Source organism: Paenibacillus sp. CECT 9249, from assembly GCF_918697855.1.
GTDB lineage: Bacteria > Bacillota > Bacilli > Paenibacillales > Paenibacillaceae > MSJ-34.
Window position 1 is genome coordinate 14,082 of record NZ_CAKKLI010000017.1, and the last position, 19,082, is coordinate 33,163.

Below are 19,082 nucleotides of genomic sequence, written 5' to 3' on the forward strand. Positions count from 1 at the left end.
TTCCAAGCTTTTTCCCCATGGATTCATCTCTTACAAATCCTCCTTCAAGTTAATCTCTGCATAGCTTCACCCCATCTATTGTATATTCTTCCAATCCCATTGTGATCAACCCTGCCCGGCACAAAAGATCAAAAAGGTTGAGCAGGGTGGTTGAGATAATTTGTACAAAATAAAAAGAACGGGTCAGAACAATTGTAGTGTTCTGGCACGTTCCAACGCTTGTAAGCGATTTTTGGATTGCAATTTGCAGTAGATATTGTTAATATGTGTTTTTACGGTTGCCAGGGAAACATTCAATTTAAGCGCGATTTCTTTATTAGACATTCCCGTTTCCATCAACCGAAGCACGCTTTGTTCTCTGGCTGTAAGAGCAGCCAACGTTCTATCATGGGGAGTACCGGCTTCCCTTTCGGCTAGCGGAATCAGTCTCCGCAGCCGTTTCACATAGGATAAAGGCACCTTATGGCTGGGGCGGCGAAGCTGATTTTGGCGCAATCGGATATATTGATCCAACAATTGCCCAAGTGATGCTCCTTCGTCGACAAAGGTCCGGATATACCCTTCCGGCCGCGCCAATGCCAGCGCTTCTTCCAGTACGTCCATGGAGTCCGAAATCTTTCCTTGTAAGGATAGGATCATACTCTTGTGAACGAGCAGACGAATTCGGTCGCTTTGCCGTCCTTCTTCTATTGACAGCTGGAGTAGACGCTCCGTCAATGCTGCGGCTTCTTCCATTTTTCCTTGCTCCGCCAATATAGAGGCCAGTAAATCGTATTCCTTGATCATGGATACCGGAATTTCATCACGGAATCGCAAGCGGCTCTTTCTCAGCCATTGTCTCACCGGTTTCTCTTCTCTATGCATCCTGCCCAGCATGGCGCGAAACGAGGCGATTTTCCCGGACAAACGCGAATTCGCCGTCTTGGACGTGAGTTGGGTTAGCTCGCGTAATATGTGCTTTGACGTCGCCTCGTCTCCTTGTACGGTGGCAATGCGGGCAAGCCAGAGCGCTGCGATGGTCGCCAAGCTTCGATGATCATGCAATCTTCCAATATCATAGGCTTGGCGCATCAGCTTTTCCGCTTCGACCAAGCGATTTCGTTCGTACTGCATTTTGCCTAAGTCGATATAAAGATGAGCAACAAAATAGACATTTCGGGTTTCAGACCAAATCGACAGCAAGGACGTTAACACCTGCTCCGCCAATCGAAGGCTGTCATCCGACACGTAGATATCCCACACCGGATGATAGCCATCCTCGTCGCTCCCAAACTCAATGAAGAAATCGCCTTCCGGATGCTTCTCGACATATTCATGTGAAAATTGAACGGCATATTCAAAATCACGATCCAAAAACGTGCGAAATGCAGCCAGAAAAGCGAGTCCGGCTTGCAATGTTTCGGCTTCTTCAGGAGGAAGGGGATCTGTGTCCTCTTCTAGCCTGCGAACCGCTTGCCAATACCCGTCAGTGGCCGCTTCGACATGCCCGGACAAGTACTGGGAAGCGAGTTTTGTCAACAGCATCATCGGTCTGGCAAATAACAGCGTGTCGGGAATTGCGTTTAACCACTTGCAAAGCGTCGTCCATTCATTGGTCATCAGCTCCGGTGTCATCTCCTCTATCAATGATAGCGCATGTTCATAATCGGCAGCCGCAAGGTAATGATCTACCGCTTCATGCGGATAACCGTTCTCTTCCAACCATTTTCCCGCTGTCATGTGAAGTGTTTGCCATTGCCGCGGCTCGCGCATTTTCAACTGCGCCGTCAAAAATTGCCGGAATAAATGATGATACCTGTACCACTCCCGCCACTCGTCCAAAGCTACAAGAAACAAGCTTTCCTTGTCTAATTGTTGCAGATACGCATCACTTTCGGCTATACCGGTTACCGCTTGACAAAGTTCGCCCGTCATCCGATCCAAAATCGATGTATAGAGTAAAAATTGCTGCATCGTTTCGGATTGAAGGGAAAACACTTCATCGAAGAAGTAATCCGATATATCACGTTCCGTTCCCGCCATCTTCCGGATTAGAGATACGGGATCGGTATGTTCGTGCATTGACAAGACCGCCAGTCGCATCGCCACTGCCCAACCCTCTGTCTTTTTTTGTACGGTCGCCACATCTTCATTGGATAATTGTATACCACCGCACTTCGCAAAAAATTCAATCGTTTCGTCCGGAGCAAAGCGGAGATCGCTTGTATCCAACTGGTTCAACCCATTTCCCGCTCTGATTCTGGAAAGAGGAAGCGATGGAGAATTTCGGCTTGCAAGATAGAGATGGACATGTAGTGGTAAACGTTCCAGCAGATAAGTGACGCCCTGCAAGATGGACGTTTCTTCGATATGATGAAAGTCATCCCATACGAGCACCATCGTGTGTGAAATGCGATGTAGCCCGTTGATGAGCGCAGCAATCAGTGACACACCCGATGGATCTTCTGCGGCATGACGAAGCACGGCCTGTTCGTTAAAAGACGGATAAGCTTGTTTTAGCGCCGCAATCGTATGTGCCCAAAAACGCATGCGATCATTATCCCCTTGATCGAGTGAGACCCAGGCGACAGGCTTTTCCAGCGTCATCGCCCATTCACCGAGCAAGGTGGTTTTGCCATACCCGGCTGGTGCTGTGATCAAAGTAAGTGTGCGCTCCAAACCTTCATGTAAACGATGAATGAGGCGTGAACGCACGACCAGCTCGCTTCGTGATTGGGGAATATGAAGTTTCGTGGCTATGATCATGGTTTGACCCCTCCCTTATTTGACAATCGTCATGAGATATGAACATTTTTTCTATTATTTTACCAAAAAACTTTTATTTAGGTAGGGCCTTATCGGAGCATGTCGATGCTCCTTTTACATTTGAGGAATAACACGATGACATCACGTAGTCTCGTCGACGCGACTTTTCTCCGTTGAACCATATCAGGGTGAAATCACTTTGATCGACAATGCTGGGGGTTACTATTAACATGAAATAGAACAAAGTTCGTCCTGCTCGCTAGTCGAGCACAGGAAGGCGGACGATAAAACCTTTCAGCGTTTGCTCACGACAATATTCAATCGTTCCCCCATGCTTTTTAATAATGGATAATGTTATGGACAGACCTAGACCTGTGCCTGCCTTATTCTTCCTTCTGCCTTCCGAAGTTCTATAAAACGGTTCAAAGATAAATGGAATGTGTTTTTCATCTATACCATCTCCGGTGTCCATAATTGAAACGAAACACTCGCCTTCTTGACTTGTGCATGTGATGATCACTTTTCCTTGTGGCTTGTTGTACATAATAGCGTTCTCGACCAGATTGCTAATGGCTCTCTGGATTAAAAGATCGTTCCCGTATATCTCAACACCAGGATGGTTGTGGATTTCAATAGAAATTGTCTGTCTTGAAGCTAAATCGTTTAATTCACTCACTACTTTACGGATCAGCGAACCAACTTCAATCACATCCTTATCCGGGTCATTATTTTTAGCCAGTACAAGCAGTTCATTGATCATATGATTCATTCGTTTTAACGTCTTTTCAAAAATGTCCGAGAGCTGCTGATAATCTTCCATAGTCGCGGATGGGTCACTCCTCAAGACTTCCAGATTCGTCTTCAAAATCGTCAAGGGAGTTCTAAATTCATGAGCGGCATTGGCCATAAAACGATCTTGCTGTTGAAAAGCATGTTCTATTTTTTTCAGCATGGTATTGAACGATTCCGTTAATTCTTTCAATTCATCATTGGGCAGTTCCTTAACAGGAAGCTGCACAGACAAATCGTTGGCATTGATTTTCATAAGCCGTTCACTCAATAAACGCACTGGCCACAGACTTCTTTTGGAGAGATAAAACGCCCCGACCCCACCTAATATAATCATGATGATCAGACAGATCAGCGAAAAAAGGAGAACTTGTCCTTTAAATGCGATCAATTCAGATGAAAAGCTTACATCCGATATGAGCATTCCCTCTTCGTTTACCTGATTCACTTCAATGGTGGGTACGATCACTTCTTGGTCTTGTGGAAGCAGTATATCGTTAGGCTTCACATGGACGGCAGGAAGCATAATTTGCACGAAAATATTGAGCGAAACCATCAGAAACACACCTGTCAATATGATTAAACCCAGGTTCCACAACACGATTGTTCCTGCCAATGTAAGCCGCCTGCTTTTCGTCATTTTGGCAACTCCTCAATTTGTTTGTTCAGTTGATAGCCGTACCCTGGCACTGTATTCAAAAAGTTTGCATGGATAACGGATCTTATCTTACTACGCAAAGTCGTAATATGTACCCTGACGGAACTGGAAAAAGGGTCCGCATGCTGATCCCACACATGTTCAACCAATTGTTCAGAAGAGATAACTTGATCGGGATGAGATAAAAAATACTGTAATATGGCAAACTCCTTACGAGTGAGTGTCAACTGTTGCCCAGCGCAAGTTGCTGTCTTCGTAATCGGATTCAACTCGATAGGGCCATAAGTGAGCAACGGGCTTTCTCGTAAAAGATCACGTCTCAATAAGGCGCGTATTCTTGCTTTCAGTTCTTCAAAATCAAATGGTTTACCAAGATAATCGTCCGCTCCCAAATTCAATCCTTTCACACGAGAAGATGTATCAGAAAGCGCTGTTAGAATCAGCACTCTGATTTGTTTGGACAGATGTCGTATGTGTTGCAGCACGTCTAACCCATTCCTATCTGGCAAGTTTAAATCCAAGATGATGATATCGTAGGCATGGATTTCCGCCAGGTGACAGCCTTCTTCTCCATCTAATGCAATATCTACCGCAAATCCTTCCATTTCCAATCCTTTTTTAATCGCATTGGCCAAATCTTGCTCATCTTCAATTACCAGCATCCGCATCTTTTGCTCACCTCTCATAAAACAATGTAGTCGGGGAATGGTTTTTGTTTAGATCGTGATATTTCCGGTGACTGTCACTTGATGGGTATCGGTATTGTAAATCCCCACTCGATAGTTGTCAGCGACATTCACTACAAAGGTTCGACTATCGGCACCGCCTGTAAAGTTCACATAAAAAAATGTATTGTCCGAGTCGATTAAACCAACTCGAAGTGTAGCGTCCCGAGGCAGCCATGTCAATGATATGGTTACCTCTTCGTTCCGAGTCAAATACCACGGGTTTCCAGACCCATCACTTATTGTGGCAAGTGATGATCCCGGCAAGTTGAAGTTAACCGGATAAGTAGCCTGTACACCAACATCGTCAGAATCCCCAAGATTCAATTCAATGATGTTTTCCTCTGATAGTTGAATTTTGTGTACCGGCTGCCCGTCCACAGTGACATCACTTGAAGTTGGGTTTGTGTCATTCACTTGAGAAATTGCTTGTTGATTTACTGTAACCGCTCCGGAAGACTGACCCGAAATATCCTCTGACTTCGAAACAACATCACTCGTTTGAATCGTTACTGGCAGCGCATCATTTGCCAAGGCAAATGCGGTCATGGGCAACACGGTTATCAACAAAACAGCCGTAATTAAAAAACGTTTCATTCTCATTTTTTTCACCTCATTTTTTCTTTTCCCCGACTACTTAACCACAGTGTATTTGATCTGTTGTTAAATTTTTGTTAAGACAGCTGTATTTCAGAAAAAGAGGAAGTCAGCTGAGGAACTTCTGGGGCGAGAACGATGCTTACGGTTATCGAGGCAGTCACGAGCCCCATCAAACATGATACTGTCCACCCAAACCTGCCAGTAAAACCGGTAGCTTTTCCGATGACAACCGGCAGTCGATCCGTTAAATCCACGACGATCTGACAGAGTCACCGCCGTAGATGGCGGGGAAGCAGATAGAGAAGAGTCAGTACATGATCGCAAGGCCCAAATAAAATTCGCGCGAGTGTGCGCCCATGTTGAGGGATACGATCAAATTCGCCTTGCCGGTAATATCCATGAATCCGATAGTTAACGCCGGAGCGCCTGCGCGGGCGTTAGACCGACGGAAACAGCCGCCTTGGGTTGTCCACGCGCACACCTTCCTGTCTTCAAATCGGCCCCGTACCACCACCCCATTTTCGTTCTCGACGGACTAGGGGAGTTCGTTTACAAACAGAATAGTCACGCGATCCGCAAAGCCGAATTGTTCTGCCTGTTTTTGCAGACGGTGCACAAATATGAGGTCAACGGGCGACCCTCTTTTTTTTCTAATCGATAATCTATAAATCATGAATAAGAGAGTCGTATTTACGTTAGATCATCCAACTTTGGCGAATGCTGCGAGCGGATCTATAAAAACCTGCTTCTACCTTCATGCCAGCAAGTACGGGAAGTATGTTCAAGAAGACTGCGGCAGTTGCGGTCATGTACTAGACATCCTCACCTATCGAATAACTTAGTAATGTCGTAACCTGAATCTTGATTTCACCTCACGATAATTTGCAACAGCATAACTGCCAATGGAATAAGAATCCACCCAATAGGAAATAATGATAATGATGAGATGTGAGAATCTGGAGGTTCGTCGATGGCAAGAAAAAAACAAAATCAATCGATCAAGAATGATTTTTTCGGAGACATTCAATCAGCCCTCGGGTTACCCCCGGACTTGGTCTGCCGATCCTTGTTTGTCCAAGGGGAACAAACCGTGCAGTGCGTATATCTGGAATCGATGGTCAATAAAAAAACGATTGACGAATACATTTTGAAATCGTTCACGGAAAATACGTTTTCCGAAGGGGAAGCGCCTCGTTCCGCCGAAAGCGGTTTTTTGCGCGAATTTTCCTTTTCCGATCCATATGAACAGTTGCGGGAACATGCCGTAAAAGCACTCCTTGCAGGCCATTGCGCACTAACCGATTTTGCAAGGGAGCGCGTTTGTCTCATCAATGTGACCGAATCCAAACAACGCTCCATTGAAGAACCGAAGTCGGAATCGACCATTCGCGGGCCGCACGAAGGCTTTACGGAAAGCATTCTGACCAATGTGGGGCTTGTCCGCAAAAGAATCCGCAACCCATTCCTCCGGTTTGATAAAATGAACATCGGCAATCAAACCGGGACGACTTTGCTTATGGTGTACATGGAGAACCTCGCCCCGGAATCGCTGGTCCGGGAAGTGCGCGGCAGATTGTCAGCCATCCGGACGGACAGTGTGCTGGAAAGCGCTTATGTGGAGGAATTCATCCAGGACCGGATTTGGTCTCCTTTTCCGACGCTTACCAACACCGAGCGCCCAGATATGGTAGCTGCCCAGTTGCTGGATGGTAAAGTGGCCGTAATGGTGGACGGAACGCCCAACGTCCTGCTTGCCCCCATGACGTTTTTCGAGTTTTTCAGTTCTCCTGAAGATTATTATCAGCGGGCGGACATCGCCACGTTTATTCGCTGGATTCGGTTGATTTCCTTTTTTATGGCCGTGTTCGTCCCTTCCTTGTATGTCGCGGCCACGACGTTCCACCAGGAACTGATCCCGACCCAACTCCTGATCAGTTTGTCCGCCCAGCGGGAAGGGGTTCCCTTCCCCGCCATCTTCGAAGTGTTGTTAATGGAAGTCGTGTTTGAAATTATCCGGGAAGCGGGGCTGCGTATGCCGCGAACGGTCGGACAGGCGCTTTCGATCGTGGGGGCGATTGTACTGGGGCAGGCGGCGGTGGAAGCCGGTCTCATTTCCGCCGCGATTGTCATTGTTGTAGCCATAACCGGCATCACCAATTTTGTCGTTCCGGTTTACAGCTTTGGCATGTCACAACGCCTGCTTCGTTTTTCGTTCGTGCTGTTGGCCGGCTTTATGGGCCTTTTCGGCATTTTATGCGGTGCCCTGTTTCTGGTTGCCCATCTGGTGTCGCTTAAGTCCTTTGGCGTTCCTTACTTCACTCCCGCTTCCCCGTACATAGGAACCGATTGGAAAGATGTGTTGGTGCGGCTGCCCCGGCCCTGGCTGAATCCGAACGGTCTGCCCGGATATATTCGGAATATGAAGAGAAAAAGTAATCTGGAGGATCAAACATGACCAACCGGTATGCAGCGGGTCTGTTCATCCTGATGATGTTTACCGCCCTGCTTACGGCTTGCTGGGACAGAACGGAAATGAACGAACTGGCGCTGGTCAGTATGATGGGGGTGGACAGAGATCCTGAGAGTGGAAAAATAACCGTATATTACCAGATCATCAACCCGCTCAGCGGCACTTCCGCCAAAGGTACGTCGGGAGGCGAACAAGCCCCTGTATACACTTACGAAATCAGTGGATCCTCTTTTGGAGAAATCAAATCTACGATTTACAAAATGTTGCCGCGCAAGTTATTTATGGCCCACTGCAAGGTGCTGCTCGTTTCTCGACGGGTGGCCAAACAAAACATACGCGATATTGTCAACTTTATCGAAATGCAACCTAATGGCCGTTCGTCGGTCCCGATGCTGATTGTCGACGGATCGATATCTCAGGTCATGAGAACATTAACTCCCCTGGAGCGGGTGCCGTCTGACACGATCGATTCCAGGCTCGACCTGCTGATCCGGAATTCGCTCCTAGTGGGAAAACAGATCAAGGTCAGTGATGTCATTGAACGGATGGAAAAGTCAGATACGATCGTATTACCGTTGATCACCGGAATGACAGAGGCACCTTCTTCCAACAGCGGGGAAAGGTCGGCGGATATCGACGCCAATCAAAACAACTTTATCATCCGAGGCGGGGCGGTTTTCCGTGATTATCGCATGGCGGGCAAACTGAATGATACGCAGCTGGTCTGGTACCATTTGCTAAATGGCGATCGAGGTCGCCACGTGCGACAGTTTCAGGTGGAAGGAAAACAGGTATCCGTGGAATTGAGACTGGTTCGCATAAAACGTGAGGTCTTCTGGAAATCCGACCAACCTGTCGTTCGGATCCGCATGGACCTCGAACTTTCCACTGCCTATACAATCGAGTCCGTCCCGAAGTCTCGGAACGAGGTGGAGAGACTTGAAAACAGACTGAATCAGATCATAGCAGACGAGTCGCTTGCTTTCTATCAAATGATAAGGGAGCGTGGCTGGGATCTGTTAAGCATCAACGACTTGTTGCGCAAACAAACGCCAAATCATCCGGATATCGACCAAGCGGCGAAAAATGTACAAATTGAGATTCGTGCAAATACCCGGCTGCTCCGAACGGGAAGCATGAGTCAACCTTATGGAGGAACAGGATGAAGCCAATGATTTCCCGATTCCAGTTTTATCTGCTGACAATCAATTATATCCTCGGAACCACCCTTTTCGTGCTGATCGGGCGGCTAGTCGTACAGGCGGGACAGGATGCCTGGCTCATGCCCTTGTGGGCAGGAAGTTTTGGCATACTCGTCGGTCTGTTCTGGACTTTTCTTTTCCGATACTACCCGGGCAAAAGTCTGGTGCAAATCCCGCTGGAAGCTTGGGGACGTTCTCTGGGAACGCTTGTCTCCGTCTTGTATTTTCTTTATTTCTGTATTTTGGCTGGATGGGCTCTTCGAAATTTAAGCGTTTTTTTAAATGGAACCATCATGCCGGAGACGCCGAAAACCGTTTTTCACGTCATGTTTTTGCTTGTCGCCTTTTACACGGTCGCTCAGGGGACGGAAGCCATCGGACGATTAAATCAAATCATCACTCCGTTTTTGTTCTTCCCGTTCTGGTTTGTTCTGTTGCTGGCAATGGTGAACTGGGATTGGGGAAGACTTCAGCCAGCTTTCCATTCCGGCCTGGGTGCCATTTTGCAATACCATTCCTTTTTGGGCTTTCCCTATATGGAAGCCATAGCGCTCACGATGCTTTTTCCGCTGGTCAAACAGGGGGCAACACGCCCCTTTTTGCTTGGGCTCTTGACCGCTTCCCTTTCTCTTAGCATGACCTTGTTTATGATTATCGGTTTATTAGGAGTGGAGAGGGCGTCACAACTTACCTTTCCAGTGTATACGACCGTGCAGGAAATTTCCATCGGAGAGGTGATCGTCAACATCCATTCCATTATCTCCGTTATTTTACTGATTCTGATTTTTATCAAGCTGTTGGTACTCGTTTACGGAGCTTCCGAAACGCTGCGTCAAGTATTTCGTCCAAAAACCCGGTGGCCTCATTTTCTGGGTTTGACGATTTTGTTGTCGGCGACCGCCTTGTCCATCTATGAAAACCCGATCCAAAACGAGGAATGGGATGAAAAATATACATTCATATATGACAGTTTCTTTGTTCTACTGATCCCCTTTTTGTTGCTAGTGACAACATGGGTCAAACGCACGTTCGAGAAGCGAAAAGGAGGATGAATTGAACATGTTGATGCTTCACATCCTGCTGGCGCCTTTGATAGGTTTACCGATGTTGGGATTGCTTCGAAAGAGACTTTATCGGGATGCAGCAGTTTTTGGGGCTGTATCTGTTATTGGATACGGATTATGGATTTGTATCGTGAATCATCGTCCTTTTATCATTACGATTTTTATTGAAAGAATGATTGAAATGTTAAAATCCATTTCAACGACGATGATATAAACGTAGAATGAATGAATTGTTTTGCGGGTTCTTCCCAGTTTAGTACCACTATGATCCGCCAATCCTTGTGACAGAACCTTAACAGGAGATATGAAGGATGACTGAAAACGAATGATTACTAGCGGCAAAATTAATGCTTATAATAAACCGTTCCTTCATACCAGCCTTGTAGCCAGATTCTAGGGTACTGATTTTGAACGGGTTGATCTCGTGCGGAATAACCATTTCATAGATTTCCCTATCAAATAATACTTCTGTCGGAGGAAAGCAAGAAGTGAAGTCACTATAATCATAATTAAATAACCAAGCATTAAACTATTTTCAAAATCTTGGTGCATTGAAAAATAAACAAAACAGACTATTAGAATACCAATTACCGTTTTTTTTATATCAGTATCTCCTCGTATAATATGTTTATAAAAAATAAATATATGTGGTAAACTTGGGCATCAGAAGATTATCATAGGTTAAATTTATCGGAGACCAAGCAATGATCAAATATCAGGGGGAGGTCGTCGGAAACGACGGCCTTTTTACTTGGTTCAAGGGTTATGCGGCAAACTGGTCTCGTAGTAGATATGCGGCATGATAGGATACCTAACTAGAGACTGCAATTTTGCATGCTTCTTGAGACAAAAAGGACGCGTAAGCTTATGCTCTTTCATTTTACTGGTGATTCCGGATACTTTACCTTAGGTTTAGGTCCTTTAGCAAACCCGGATATACTCCTTTCAATTTTCTTCTTCCCTTAATAACACAGCTCAAAACTTCTTTTCATCGGGCATTTTTTCTTGTTATTTCGCCCCCCTTCCCTCCCTCTTTTTATTTCATAGCTTTCAGAAAAGTTGCTAAAGCAATATCATGTTTGTCTATTATTAAAAACGTTTGAAATCATGATATGCTGTTCGCCGCCTGATTATTTGGCGGAAAAAAACCATGGATTCGCCATTCGGTTTGGCGGAGCCAAACCGAATAAACAGCCGACAATAGCCTAATCCCTTCTGTACATTGACGGGGGATTAGGCTATTGTCGATTAAAAAGAAAAATGCTCCCGAACCTTTGGCGAGGATCCCCGGGAGCATTCACTTCATCATGTCAAAAGTACTTTATTTCGGCCTTTCTTGCAAGGCTTATTTACGCACTTTCGAGAATCAATCTCCTGACGTCCAAATCTGCTGTGACGATTGCGGCCGGCTTCTCCATAAACACGGTCGTTATTGGCGAGGCGTTGTGACGAAACACGAAGTCATCCTGATCCCCATCTACCGCTGGTACTGTCCTGCTTGTAATAAGACGATTTCCCTTCTGCCGGAATTTCTGATTCCATGGGCCCGGTATGCGACTTGGGTGCGAGAAGCGGCATTGAAGCGCAAGCGCAAGGGATTCTCTTGGCGGCAGATCGCAGAAAGCACGACAACATCTAGCGTCCGTTACAGCTTCCGTACGTTGAAACGCTGGTGGGCAAGGCATTTGCACCGCGCAGCAAATGCGGCACTTTGGGTTGCCGGGCAATTCATTGCCGGGGGAGTAGACGAAGATATGCTCCGCCTTTACCCCACCATGATGAATCCAACGCCAATGGACACACTGGATTGGCTGAACAAACTGTTATCCCGATTCATCCCCGCTGGCGCATCTAGACGGGGCTATTGGACTTTTCTAAATGCAGGGTTACCTGCAGCATCACGCTTATAAATTCCTTCAGCATCCGCCGCCAAGGAGCACGGCAAGCGAAAGTCGCCCCCAAAATCGCTTTAAAAATCGCCTGGACGGCAAGTTGCCCTCCCGATCCCACAAAATATGCGCCCTCCCTGGTTTCTAGCGTCTATGGGATACTCTCATAGACCACAGGGAGAGGAGATTTTGCATGGATGAGCAAGCAAGGCAGCAAGAGGCTAACTTCCGTTACGGCTTGATTGCGCCCCTGGTTAGCCGCAAATTGGATCCCGGAGAGCAAATGGCACTCATGCGCGAAATTGTAAGCCACGAGTATGAAACACCGTCGGGAAATGCCGATAACCTTATGCTGCAAGATCATCAGCATTTCTTATTTTCTTTACAAATCAGTCAAATGAGTAAACTCCATGTGCGTATAATAAACGCTTGTAATAGGAAAACAGACTTCTAAATCTGAATTCAAATCGCTATAAACGAAAAAAGACCGTACAACAGTCTATTTACAATTTTTATTCATGAAATAATGCGTACTAAGATCAGTTCTCTAGCTCGCGTACTGTTTCTTTTACCTAGATGCTAACCCGGTGGAAGCAAAGTTTCCAGGGCAAAAATCTACGCGGATTAGCGGTCAGACTAGCTGACGGCTATAAAAGTTTAATACCTGATTGCAGGTCCTTATATCCAGTTGAGTTATTTAACCCCTTTTTCTATGAAAGTCAAGTAATCGCACTCTATGTGATGTGTTCAGCATCCAGCACCATTATCTAAGATTTTGAGCCCTTTTCACGTATTCATAGAGTTGTTACTTTCGAAATTCAGGTTTAGCTATTTTCCTGGCTAATATTCTAAACCCACTATAAACAAAATATCCAATTAAACAACCTGTCATATTCAAAATGATATCATCAACATCAAAATAACCTAACATTGTGACAAATTGGAAACTCTCGATCCCAATTATACTGATTAAACAAATCAACAAAGTCTTAGAAAGTTTCCTGTACTTTGTAAAAATAGTAGGGATTAAGAATCCTAATGGACAGAACGTAACAATATTACCCAAAATATTTATGAAGGCAAATGGAGTCGTTTTAAAACGGAAATAACTTGAGATACTTCGAAAAGGATCTACATTGTAGTTCCAGATCCCGATACTCCTATTTTCAAGTATGGATTGTATTCTATCAATAAAACCAATAGGTTTTACTACAATGATCGCCACGCGGCGGGGCTTTTTCCAGGATGTCGCTTTGTAAATGAGCGTTATCCCTTCGATAATCCAGTCTTCATCGACAAATCGTTTCCAGTACCGGCAGGCTGCACCTGCGCCGCAAGGCGCTGCGTCCTTTTCAGCTTGCCGACGTAGCCGATGTTCTTGCCTTCCCACAGGCTATAGAACTCCTCGCCGCCGAAGCCCTTGTCGAATCGGGCATATTTCACCGAACGTCCGCCAAGGAGCTCGAACGTGTTGTCTAAGAATGAAGCAGCATCCGTAGAGGCATGCGTGTTCCCAGATCGGAGGAAGTCATTCAGGCACAGGCGAGACTGCCCCTCAAATGTCAGTAGCGGGTGGTAGCTTTTGCGGCCGGGCTTGTGCGGGTTCTTTCCTTTCTCTGCGCCGACTTGATCGCCGTATACGGTTTCCGCCGTCGAATCCAGATCAAGGACAAGTTTAGACGGCAGGCAGGGCCGAATGACGGTCTGATTGAGCGTTCGCAGTTCGAACCGCAAGTTAGGACAAGATGTTCTCAATCGAATCAGTTCTTTGTACAGCAAGGTATGGTGTGGGCATCGCCCGCCAAGAAATCGCTTCAGAAGCTAGTCGCGCTATAGTTTGCGAAAATGAAAGAGCCGCTCGCAGCCGAGCATCCAACCCACGATGAGATAAAGCAGAATGCGGTAAATCGGAAAGAGAGAATTTCGTCCTTTGCCGCAAGAGATGTCACGTAACGCTTCGGAGAGCTTTATTTTCTCAAGGTATTCCAGAAAGATTTTGATGCCTCCGAAGCTGGTGGCATTCTCCAAGGAAAATTCAGTCTTGATCTTGCTGACGGGTGTGGTAGACTTCACCTAAAAGGTGCTCCTCTCTTTGGGTGATGTGTTTCAGTCAAACACCATTCTACCAAAGATTTGGATCCCTTTTCACGTTTCCACGGAGCTGTACGTTCGAAATTCAGGATTACTTTTCGTTTCTAATTAGTTACCCCTGAAAAATTCGAATTTAGAGTTCGCTCTACTCTCCTTGAAATTTTCAGGTGGACATATTTCCTTTGTATTCCATTTCTTTGCCTTATTTGATCATCTGAGCGGCTTTTCTGAGGTTATGAACCCAAATTCCCAAGCCGATCCAGGTTTTTGAGCCAACAAAGCCCCTGTACCGGCTGCGGTTTAAACCGTACCTGCGTTTCAGTAAAATGATTTTGGCTTCACCTGCAGCGCGGAAGCGTTGCAAATCTTTATACCATAACTGTTTCTCAAGTTCCGCACGTTTCTTGCTCTTCTTCCCTCAGAATGGGGTGCTGATTCGTGTTACACCCAGTTCTGCAAGGGTCGATTCATTTTTCTTGCTGCCGAAGGCCGCGGTCGGTTGCCACAGCACGGGGCACCGAGCCAAATCGTTCTTTATGTTGTACCACGGCGGGAACGAGCATTTCGTCGTCCGAGGGGTTACCTTTGTATAACTCATAGCCGGTTACAAACCCATTTTCGGTTTCATCGATTCGCGCTTTGTATCCGAATTCCGCGCTCTTGGATAGCTTCCCTTTTTTGATCGGGCGTGCTTCAGGATCAAAGAAGCTGACGATCCGATCTGGAATAATGCGGTTTCCGGATACCACTTGCTTGGCCTGATCGACGAGCTTTTGGGTCAAGGTAATAGCTTCACCTAACTTCTCTTTCATCGCCTTGACGGACGCCTTACCTTTATCCTTTGTAAGATTCATAACAGCTGTTGATTTCTGACATACGTCTTCCGTCATCGCAACGACTTGCTCCGTTATGGCATTGAGCTCGTCCCATGACTGTTGCGTGCGCCGGCGCAGCAACTTGGCGATCGAAAGGATGTGTTGCTTCACTTCACTGTTTTTATCCTCGAAGTTCCGGGTCGCTTCGGACGCCACTTTCCGGATCTTGCCTACCAGGCGAGTGATGACCTTTACGCCATCCTGCAGCAAGGTCGCATCGGTCGGATGATGTACATCCGATTCGACTACGGTGGTATCCGTCCGCAGCTTCCGGTGTTTGAGCACCTTCGCTTCATCCAGTTTTTGAAGCAAAAGCTCATTGAGTTGTTCGACCCATTCTTCGCCATAGCGCTGGCGCGCTTTGATCAAGGTCGTCGGATCAGGCATCTTTTCGTCAATGGGTATGCGGCAAAATCGCCGCCACGTCAGACTGTCGCCTACTTCCTGCACGAGGGATTCGTAACCGAAATTGTAGCGGCGCTTCAGATACATGAGACGCAGGAAGGTTTCAATCGCTTTGGTCGGACGGCCCCTTCGGGTGTGATGCTTCTCTAGAAAAGGCTGCATGAAACGTTCATCATCCAGCAAGGCATCTATTTTAGCCAGTTCTTCAGGCAACGACCATACGCTCTCAGAGATGATGGAATCCCACAATGTGATTTGTTCTTCACGAAGTTTCAACATTTTTCTCACCTCAAAAGGATTTTGAGGGGCAATGAAGAATTCATAAGCATAGGAATTCGGCCCCCCTTTGGATGGTTATCTGGACAATAACTAATTCCATTTTGAGGCAGTGAATTCCTTTTATTTTTGATCAAAACCCTGATTTTTTCAGGGGTAACTAATTAACAGTGAGCAACATTCAACATGCATCGCATCGGGAGTTTGTCTTCATTCTGGAAAGCTGCAGAATGCTACTTTCTTGATTTATTCTTCATTTCTTTCTTTATGCGTAATAGACTCTCCTTCTACATCTATATTAGGAAGAATTTTATCTAACCACTTCGGAATATACCAAGCTGATTTTCCCATTAGAGTCATTACAGCAGGTACTATTGTCATTCTGACAATAAACGCATCGAAGAATACTCCAAAGGCTAGTGCCATTCCAATTGATTTAATCATCGCATCAGGATTCATCATAAATCCGAAAAATACTGCCATCATAATAAGAGCTGCAGCAGTTACTACTCTACCGCTGTCTCTCATTCCATATAAAATAGCTTTACGACTATCTCCAGTATGCATATAACTCTCTCTCATTTTACTAACTAAGAATATTTCATAGTCCATAGCTAGTCCAAACAATATCCCTATTGTAATAACAGGTAAAAAGGCTAATATTGGAGATTCCGATGGAAATCCAAAGAAATTAATGAAATGCCCATCTTGAACAACAAATACCATAAATCCTAATGTTGCTCCTAATGAAAGTAAGAATCCAACTACTGCTTTCAACGGTACTAATAGTGATCTAAAGACCATTACTAAGAGTATATAAGCAAGACCAATTATTAAGGATGCAAATAATGGTAAAGCATCATTCAATTGCTGTGATATGTCAATGTTCATAGCCGTGCTACCTGTTACCATTAATGCAATATCATGTTCTTTTTCTGTTTCTTTAGATTTGTCTCTAATAAGATTTACCAAATCCTTTGTTTCTATATCATCCGGTCCGGATTCTGGTGTAATTTGAATCATAAAAATTTCTCCGGAAGGTCCAGGTATAAGTGGTGATACAGATTTAATATCTTTTAAATCACTAATTTCTTTCACTATTTCTCCAATAACTTGAGGTGTTTCCTCTGTTACTTTACTAACTTTTGCAGCAACAACTAATTGTGCATTAAAGCCTTCTCCATACCCTTCCGTTAGTAAATCATATGCTCTTCTTTCCGTCATTTCCGTTGATTTAGCTGTTCCATCAGATGGTAGCCCCAAATTCATATGGAAGAAAGGAATTGTAAGAATTGCAAGGAATGCAATGGATACTAGCGATATAATGATAGGATGTTTAGTAACCAATCTCCCCCATCTATTAGCTTTTTCTTCGTCTGTTCTATTCTGACCATTGATTTTTTGCCAAAATCTACTTTCCTTTGCAGGCGACAATCGGTGGCCTATCATACCTAAAATTGCTGGTAAAGTAATAATCGAAATAAGCACGGCTGCCAGTATACTAATAGCGGCTGAAACACCCATAAGGGTTAAGAATGGAATTTGAGCTACAGATAAACCCAATAGTCCAATAATAACAGTCAAACCTGCAAATACTACAGCACTTCCAGATGTTCCTATGGCTATTGAAATTGAATTGTTGATGGCATGTCCCTTTGCCAATTCTTGTCTGAATCGTGTAATAATAAATAGTGAGTAGTCAATACCTACCGCTAAACCCAACATAGCTGCTAGAATTATAGAAATAGAATTCAAATCAATAAAGTAGGCACCAATCATAATACCTAATAAGCTAATTCCTAAACCTAATACCGCTATAAGAATTGGTAAGCCTGCTGCAATAAATGAACCAAAAGTAATTGCTAATACAATAAATGCAACCACTACTCCAATTACTTCATAAATTCCTTCAAACTGTATGCTAGAGAAGGTAATATCTCCTCCCATTATTTCTGTCTGAATACCTGCATCTCTTGTTATTTCAATACTATCCAAAATGTATTCTTTCGATTTTTCTGACACTTTGTCAGCTTCTAACGCAAACGTAACTTGTGCGTAACCAATTGTTTTATCTTCATTTAAGTTGTTCAGCTCTATCGGTGATTGAACACTTGCTACTTTCGAATCTTTACTTATTTCATTAAGTACTTCCGTAATTTTGCTTTGGACATCCTCTGATTCCAACGTTCTATTATCTGGTGCTTTAAATACGATGTTTACAGTTGATTGTTCGGAAGTACCTGCAAATTCTCCTTTAATCAAATTGGCTGCTTTTTCCGCAGGTGTATTGGGAATAGTTAGTTCTCCATGAAAAGATGGTTTTAAACTCAGTACTAATACTGCTAATATCATCAAAATTCCTACAGTGCCAAAAAGTACCGCTTTTTTTATGTGTTGCTGACCAATTTCCTAATTTATAAAGATACTTTGCCAATGTAATCTCCTCCTGTATTTCCTGTCTGTATATGTGCTAAAACAACCAAATTGATAAAATAAACACCATGAACGATTGTTCATTTTTGTTTCAAAAAAATATCCACATTATTTAAATGTGAGACATTTCTTTAAATCGGCTTTCAGTACCGTGAAATGAGAAAAACATCAACTGGTCAATGAGGATGCTAATTTTTTCCCCATCTTCTTGAGTCTTTAAAATGGTATATAATCCTTCTACAAAATTTGTTGATAGGACATAGAAAATAAATGTCTAAACAAAAATGTAAATTATTAGGGGTTTTTAACATGTTCCATTCCACCACAGATGTGTATGTAACAAAACGGGAAACGATACATTTTGCAAAAGACCTGGTATCCGAATCTGGTCAAGTCGAATCCAAATTTATTACCCAAACCATTTACTGTCTGTTGAAGTCCAAAAGTGTGATTCTTAGAAATATCGCAGTCGCCTTGAATGAATTCATTCAGGTAAAGAATACAATTGATCGATTAAGTCAGAATCTGCAACGACCGTCTCCGTCGCTCACCACCCGCTATGCGAAATAAATGGTGAATGCACTTGATGAGGACGCGTTAATTCTGGAGGACGACTCCGATGTGATCAAACCGTATGGTCGAGCATTCGAAGCGTTGGGGCAGGTCAGAGACAGCTCGAGTAAAGATTACAAGATTGAAAAGGGTTATTCGGTCACGGAAATAGTCGGTTTGACGCCCCGCAGAAGCAACCCGTCAACCTCTTCTCTCGGATCCATTCTTCCACAGAGAAGGGATTCAAATCAACAAACGAAGTGCTGTTAGAGGGACTCCGTCACGTCATCGGCCATTTGAAAAAGTAG

General features: G+C 44.6%; 12 protein-coding genes and 2 pseudogenes. 6 read left to right on the plus strand and 8 right to left on the minus strand.

The annotated features are described in order from the left end of the window. Positions 1–183 precede the first annotated feature (183 nt). From LQ229_RS13850 to LQ229_RS13865, 4 genes are all read right to left on the minus strand, one after another. Positions 184–2,745 (minus strand): LuxR C-terminal-related transcriptional regulator, encoded by a 2,562-nt coding sequence (locus LQ229_RS13850; protein WP_230192063.1) that lies wholly within the window; start codon positions 2,743–2,745, stop codon positions 184–186. 259 nt (positions 2,746–3,004) lie between these two features. After that, on the minus strand, positions 3,005–4,174 hold the full coding sequence (locus LQ229_RS13855; protein WP_230192064.1) for an ATP-binding protein: 1,170 nt from the start codon (positions 4,172–4,174) through the stop codon (positions 3,005–3,007). Further along, complete coding sequence (locus LQ229_RS13860; RefSeq protein ID WP_216539087.1) at positions 4,171–4,860, minus strand: response regulator transcription factor; 690 nt, start codon at positions 4,858–4,860, stop codon at positions 4,171–4,173. The genes LQ229_RS13855 and LQ229_RS13860 overlap by 4 nt, the downstream gene beginning before the upstream one ends. 48 nt (positions 4,861–4,908) lie before the next feature. Further along, the gene (locus LQ229_RS13865) at positions 4,909–5,514 is read right to left on the minus strand and encodes a hypothetical protein (RefSeq protein WP_230192065.1); all 606 of its coding nucleotides are present in this window, start codon (positions 5,512–5,514) and stop codon (positions 4,909–4,911) included. A gap of 973 nt (positions 5,515–6,487) precedes the next feature. Between LQ229_RS13865 and LQ229_RS13870 the strand changes: the two genes are divergently transcribed. From LQ229_RS13870 to LQ229_RS13895, 6 genes are all read left to right on the plus strand, one after another. Further along, positions 6,488–7,972 carry a spore germination protein gene (locus LQ229_RS13870; protein WP_230192066.1) on the plus strand — a complete coding sequence of 495 codons (1,485 nt, stop codon included), beginning with the start codon at positions 6,488–6,490 and terminating at the stop codon, positions 7,970–7,972. Continuing rightward, the gene (locus LQ229_RS13875) at positions 7,969–9,153 is read left to right on the plus strand and encodes a Ger(x)C family spore germination protein (RefSeq protein WP_055109518.1); all 1,185 of its coding nucleotides are present in this window, start codon (positions 7,969–7,971) and stop codon (positions 9,151–9,153) included. Before LQ229_RS13870 ends, LQ229_RS13875 begins: the two co-directional genes overlap by 4 nt. Further along, positions 9,150–10,241 (plus strand): endospore germination permease, encoded by a 1,092-nt coding sequence (locus LQ229_RS13880; RefSeq protein WP_216539091.1) that lies wholly within the window; start codon positions 9,150–9,152, stop codon positions 10,239–10,241. Before LQ229_RS13875 ends, LQ229_RS13880 begins: the two co-directional genes overlap by 4 nt. A gap of 7 nt (positions 10,242–10,248) precedes the next feature. After that, on the plus strand, positions 10,249–10,467 hold the full coding sequence (locus LQ229_RS13885) for a hypothetical protein (protein WP_007130946.1): 219 nt from the start codon (positions 10,249–10,251) through the stop codon (positions 10,465–10,467). Between the two features lie 1,027 nt (positions 10,468–11,494). Continuing rightward, on the plus strand, positions 11,495–12,163 hold the full coding sequence (locus LQ229_RS13890; protein ID WP_216539092.1) for a DUF6431 domain-containing protein: 669 nt from the start codon (positions 11,495–11,497) through the stop codon (positions 12,161–12,163). Between the two features lie 172 nt (positions 12,164–12,335). Then, complete coding sequence (locus tag LQ229_RS13895) at positions 12,336–12,596, plus strand: hypothetical protein (protein ID WP_007130949.1); 261 nt, start codon at positions 12,336–12,338, stop codon at positions 12,594–12,596. Between the two features lie 351 nt (positions 12,597–12,947). On the opposite strand, the gene LQ229_RS27305 is transcribed toward LQ229_RS13895, so the two are convergent. The 4 genes and pseudogenes from LQ229_RS27305 to LQ229_RS13915 all read right to left on the minus strand — a co-directional run bounded on the left by LQ229_RS27305 (position 12,948) and on the right by LQ229_RS13915 (position 18,141). Then, a complete protein-coding gene (locus tag LQ229_RS27305; protein WP_356710800.1) occupies positions 12,948–13,367 on the minus strand; it encodes a VanZ family protein in 420 nt (139 codons plus the stop codon). Continuing rightward, a pseudogene (locus LQ229_RS27310) lies at positions 13,356–14,215 on the minus strand (transposase); the annotation flags it as partial. The gene LQ229_RS27305 and the pseudogene LQ229_RS27310, both read right to left, overlap by 12 nt. 220 nt (positions 14,216–14,435) lie before the next feature. Beyond that, positions 14,436–15,792, minus strand: a pseudogene (locus LQ229_RS13910) (ISNCY family transposase). Between the two features lie 243 nt (positions 15,793–16,035). Next, positions 16,036–18,141, minus strand: a complete 2,106-nt coding sequence (locus tag LQ229_RS13915; protein ID WP_230192068.1) for an MMPL family transporter — start codon at positions 18,139–18,141, stop codon at positions 16,036–16,038. Positions 18,142–19,082: the final 941 nt, after the last annotated feature.

Excerpts from the sequence above, each read along its gene's own strand:
- LQ229_RS13860 (WP_216539087.1), bottom strand. The coding sequence starts at position 4,860 with ATGCGGATGCTGGTAATTGAAGATGAGCAAGATTTGGCCAATGCGATT.
- LQ229_RS13915 (WP_230192068.1), bottom strand. The coding sequence starts at position 18,141 with ATGATATTAGCAGTATTAGTACTGAGTTTAAAACCATCTTTTCATGGA.
- LQ229_RS13885 (WP_007130946.1), top strand. The coding sequence starts at position 10,249 with ATGTTGATGCTTCACATCCTGCTGGCGCCTTTGATAGGTTTACCGATG.
- LQ229_RS13870 (WP_230192066.1), top strand. The coding sequence starts at position 6,488 with ATGGCAAGAAAAAAACAAAATCAATCGATCAAGAATGATTTTTTCGGA.
- LQ229_RS13865 (WP_230192065.1), bottom strand. The coding sequence starts at position 5,514 with ATGAAACGTTTTTTAATTACGGCTGTTTTGTTGATAACCGTGTTGCCC.
- LQ229_RS13855 (WP_230192064.1), bottom strand. The coding sequence starts at position 4,174 with ATGACGAAAAGCAGGCGGCTTACATTGGCAGGAACAATCGTGTTGTGG.
- LQ229_RS13875 (WP_055109518.1), top strand. The coding sequence starts at position 7,969 with ATGACCAACCGGTATGCAGCGGGTCTGTTCATCCTGATGATGTTTACC.
- LQ229_RS13895 (WP_007130949.1), top strand. The coding sequence starts at position 12,336 with ATGGATGAGCAAGCAAGGCAGCAAGAGGCTAACTTCCGTTACGGCTTG.
- LQ229_RS13850 (WP_230192063.1), bottom strand. The coding sequence starts at position 2,745 with ATGATCATAGCCACGAAACTTCATATTCCCCAATCACGAAGCGAGCTG.
- LQ229_RS13880 (WP_216539091.1), top strand. The coding sequence starts at position 9,150 with ATGAAGCCAATGATTTCCCGATTCCAGTTTTATCTGCTGACAATCAAT.